Source organism: Sphingomonas sp. NPDC019816 (genome assembly GCF_050274375.1).
In the GTDB taxonomy this organism is placed as follows: Bacteria; Pseudomonadota; Alphaproteobacteria; order Sphingomonadales; family Sphingomonadaceae; genus Sphingomonas.
This window is the reverse complement of sequence record NZ_JBNNOB010000233.1, coordinates 1-2,850: the sequence shown is the minus strand read 5'-3', so window position 1 is coordinate 2,850 and position 2,850 is coordinate 1. Positions and strand designations below refer to the sequence as shown.

General features: G+C 65.3%; 3 protein-coding genes. 1 reads left to right on the top strand and 2 read right to left on the bottom strand.

What is annotated here, in order from left to right:
* Window positions 1-123: 123 nt before the first annotated feature.
* Window positions 124-636, bottom strand: a complete 513-nt coding sequence (locus ACQKJZ_RS18865; RefSeq protein ID WP_427733191.1) for a thioredoxin family protein — start codon at window positions 634-636, stop codon at window positions 124-126.
* A gap of 153 nt (window positions 637-789) precedes the next feature.
* On the opposite strand from ACQKJZ_RS18865, the gene ACQKJZ_RS18860 reads away from it, so the two are divergent.
* Window positions 790-1,374, top strand: a complete 585-nt coding sequence (locus ACQKJZ_RS18860) for a DUF6624 domain-containing protein (protein ID WP_427733189.1) — start codon at window positions 790-792, stop codon at window positions 1,372-1,374.
* Window positions 1,375-1,461: 87 nt separating this feature from the next.
* On the opposite strand, the gene dnaJ is transcribed toward ACQKJZ_RS18860, so the two are convergent.
* On the bottom strand, window positions 1,462-2,592 hold the full coding sequence (gene dnaJ, locus ACQKJZ_RS18855) for a molecular chaperone DnaJ (protein WP_427733187.1): 1,131 nt from the start codon (window positions 2,590-2,592) through the stop codon (window positions 1,462-1,464).
* Between the last annotated feature and the right edge of the window lie 258 nt (window positions 2,593-2,850).

The window sequence follows — 2,850 nt, the reverse complement described above, 5'->3', positions numbered from 1 at the left end:
CCTCCCGCCTGCGGGAGGGGAGTTATCCAAGGAAACGGTTGCCCCTAACCTCTCCCCTCCCGCAGGCGGGAGGGGCCGGGGGAGGGAAAGACGGTTGTTACCGGGCTGGGACGCCACTGAGTCTCACCCCACCCACCCCGCCAACCAATCCGCCACCGCCTGCGGCGTCATCGCCCGCGCATCGGCCAGCGCCGTCTCACGCCCCGCATTGATCAGCTTGTTGGTCTTCGGATCGACGATCAGCACGGCGGGCACCCCGGCCAGCCGGCCCTTCACGCCGTAGGACGCCGGAATATCCATATTCTGGTCGAAGCGGCCGACATCGACCGTCACCACCTCGAAATGCTTGGTGACGAAGCCGCGCATCTGCGGCGTTTCCATCACCCCCGCCAGCAGCCGGCAGTCCAGGCACCAGTTACCGCCCAGATCGATCAGCACCCGCTTGTGCGCCTTGACCGCGCGGGCCCGCGCCGCCGCGATCTGCGCCTTGGCGTCACCGGCATGATAGGGCAGCGGCAATGGCTTGGGCAGCGCCTCGAAACTGGCGATCCCGACGCGCGGCGCGGATACCGGCGCGGCGGCGGGGAGCGTCAGCGACGCCGTCAGCAGGGATAGGGCAAGCAGGCGCGGGATCATGCTGGGTGTTCCTTCCATCAACTGTGCCAATGGAACCCGAAAATCCGCGTCACGCAAGCAAGCGATCGTGCCGCCATCGACAAGTTCCGCTACCGCGCTTGCCAACCCTGCTACAGAGCGGGTTCAATGCGGCATTGCTGCAGGGAGAGGTGTATGATGCGGACGGCTTGGATCGCGGCACTGGGATGTCTGACGGTGGCGGTGGGCCCCGCGCTGGCGCAGACGCCAAGTCCTGAGGACAACCGGGAAATGGCCGCGATGTTCGAGGCGGATCAGGCCATTCGGACCGCGATCGATCCCGCCAAGCTGCCGGACATGACGGCCATTCGACGTATGATCGCCGAAGATGCCGCGCGCCGGACCAGAGCCGAGGCCATGTTGCGCGAAGGCAGCTTGACCACCGCAGAGGATTATTACCGCGCCGCCTTCCTCTTCCAACATGGTTCGAAGCCGGCGGACTATCTGCTGGCGCATTCGCTCGCCATGGCGGCGGTTGCGCGTGGCAAGACCGAGGCGAACTGGATCGCCGCCGCCACGCTCGATCGTTATCTGATGCAGATAGGTCAGCCACAAATCTATGGGACCCAGTACCTTAGGGCCAAGGAGAGCGGCCCGACGATGGACCCGTATGACCGCAGTCTGATCCCCGATAGCTTGCGCACCACACTAGGCGTACCGCTGCAGGCCGAACAATTAAAGAAGCTCGACGCCATGAAGGCGAGCGTCCCGAAACCCTGACACGGGCGATCCGGTTCACCACAATGGCAAAGGGGAGAGCGATCGCCTCGCCCTCCCCTCCATCAACCGTCACAGATAATCAACGTGTCACTCGCCCGCGAACACGCTCTTCAGCTTGGCGAAAAAGCCCTGGCTCTCGGGACATTCGTCACCCGTCTCGGTCTCGCGGAAGAGTTCGAGCAGTTCGCGCTGGCGAGTCGACAGCTTGGTCGGCGTTTCGACCTCGATCTGCACGACCAGGTCGCCGGTGCCGCGCCCTTGCAGCACGGGCATGCCGGCGCCACGCTGGCGAAGCTGCTTGCCCGACTGGATGCCCGCCGGAATCTTGATGTCGTGCGTGCGACCGTCGAGGCCGGGGATCGAGAGCGATCCGCCCAGCGCCGCCGTCGTGAAGCTGATCGGTGCGCGCGCGAACAAGGTCGTGCCCTCACGCTCGAAGATCGCGTGCCGCTTCACATGGAGAAAGATGTAGAGGTCGCCAGCGGGTGCGCCGCGCGCGCCCGCTTCGCCCTCGCCCGTCAGGCGGATACGGGTGCCCTCGTCGACGCCCGCCGGAATGTTCACGGCCAGCGTCTTGGTCTTTTCAACCCGACCGTCGCCGCGACAATCGGTGCACGGATCGGCGATGATTTGCCCTGCGCCCTGACAGACCGGACAGGTCCGCTCGACCACGAAGAAGCCCTGCTGCGCCCGCACCTTGCCGTGGCCACCGCACTGCTGGCAGGTCTTGGCGCTGGTGCCGGGCTTGGCGCCCGTGCCGTCGCAGGTGTCGCACGCGGCCGAGACATCGACGGTGATCTCGGTCTGCTTACCGTGAAACGCCTCTTCCAGCGAGATTTCCATGTCGTAGCGCAGGTCCGCGCCGCGCCGGGGCTGCTGCCGCCCGCCGCCGCGTCCGCCGCCCATGAACTCGCCGAAGACGCTTTCGAAAAGGTCGGAGAAGGCGCCGAAATCCTGACCGCCATGGCCACCGCCGCCGCCCATGCCCTGCTGAAACGCGGCATGGCCATAGCGGTCATAGGCCGCACGCTTCTGGGGATCCTTCAGGCAATCATAGGCTTCGCTGATCGCCTTGAACTTGGCCTCGGAGTCCTTGCAGCCCGCATTGCGGTCCGGGTGGTACTGCATCGCCAGCTTGCGGTAGCGCGACTTGATGGTCGCATCGTCCGCCGTGCGCTCGCATTCGAGCAGTTCATAATAGTCGATCGTCGTGCTCATGCCCGGTCTCGCCCCTGCGCGTGTGGATGGTGCACCCACCGACCGTGCCGTCAGGCCGGACGGAGCGACACCGCCAAGCGCCTCGCCACTTCATGCCCCGAAAGAAAGCCGGGGCGGTATTCAAAACCTCAAAGCCATGGCCCGGCCCATCCGAGGATGGGGCGGGGCGAAAAACTTCCTTTGTGTTGTCTAACTCCGGAAAGTCGGAGTCGACCCCATCGTCCTTCTTTTCCGCCCCCTCATCCACGGCAATCGAAT

Excerpts from the sequence above, each read along its gene's own strand:
- dnaJ (WP_427733187.1), bottom strand. The coding sequence starts at position 2,592 with ATGAGCACGACGATCGACTATTATGAACTGCTCGAATGCGAGCGCACG.
- ACQKJZ_RS18860 (WP_427733189.1), top strand. The coding sequence starts at position 790 with ATGATGCGGACGGCTTGGATCGCGGCACTGGGATGTCTGACGGTGGCG.
- ACQKJZ_RS18865 (WP_427733191.1), bottom strand. The coding sequence starts at position 636 with ATGATCCCGCGCCTGCTTGCCCTATCCCTGCTGACGGCGTCGCTGACG.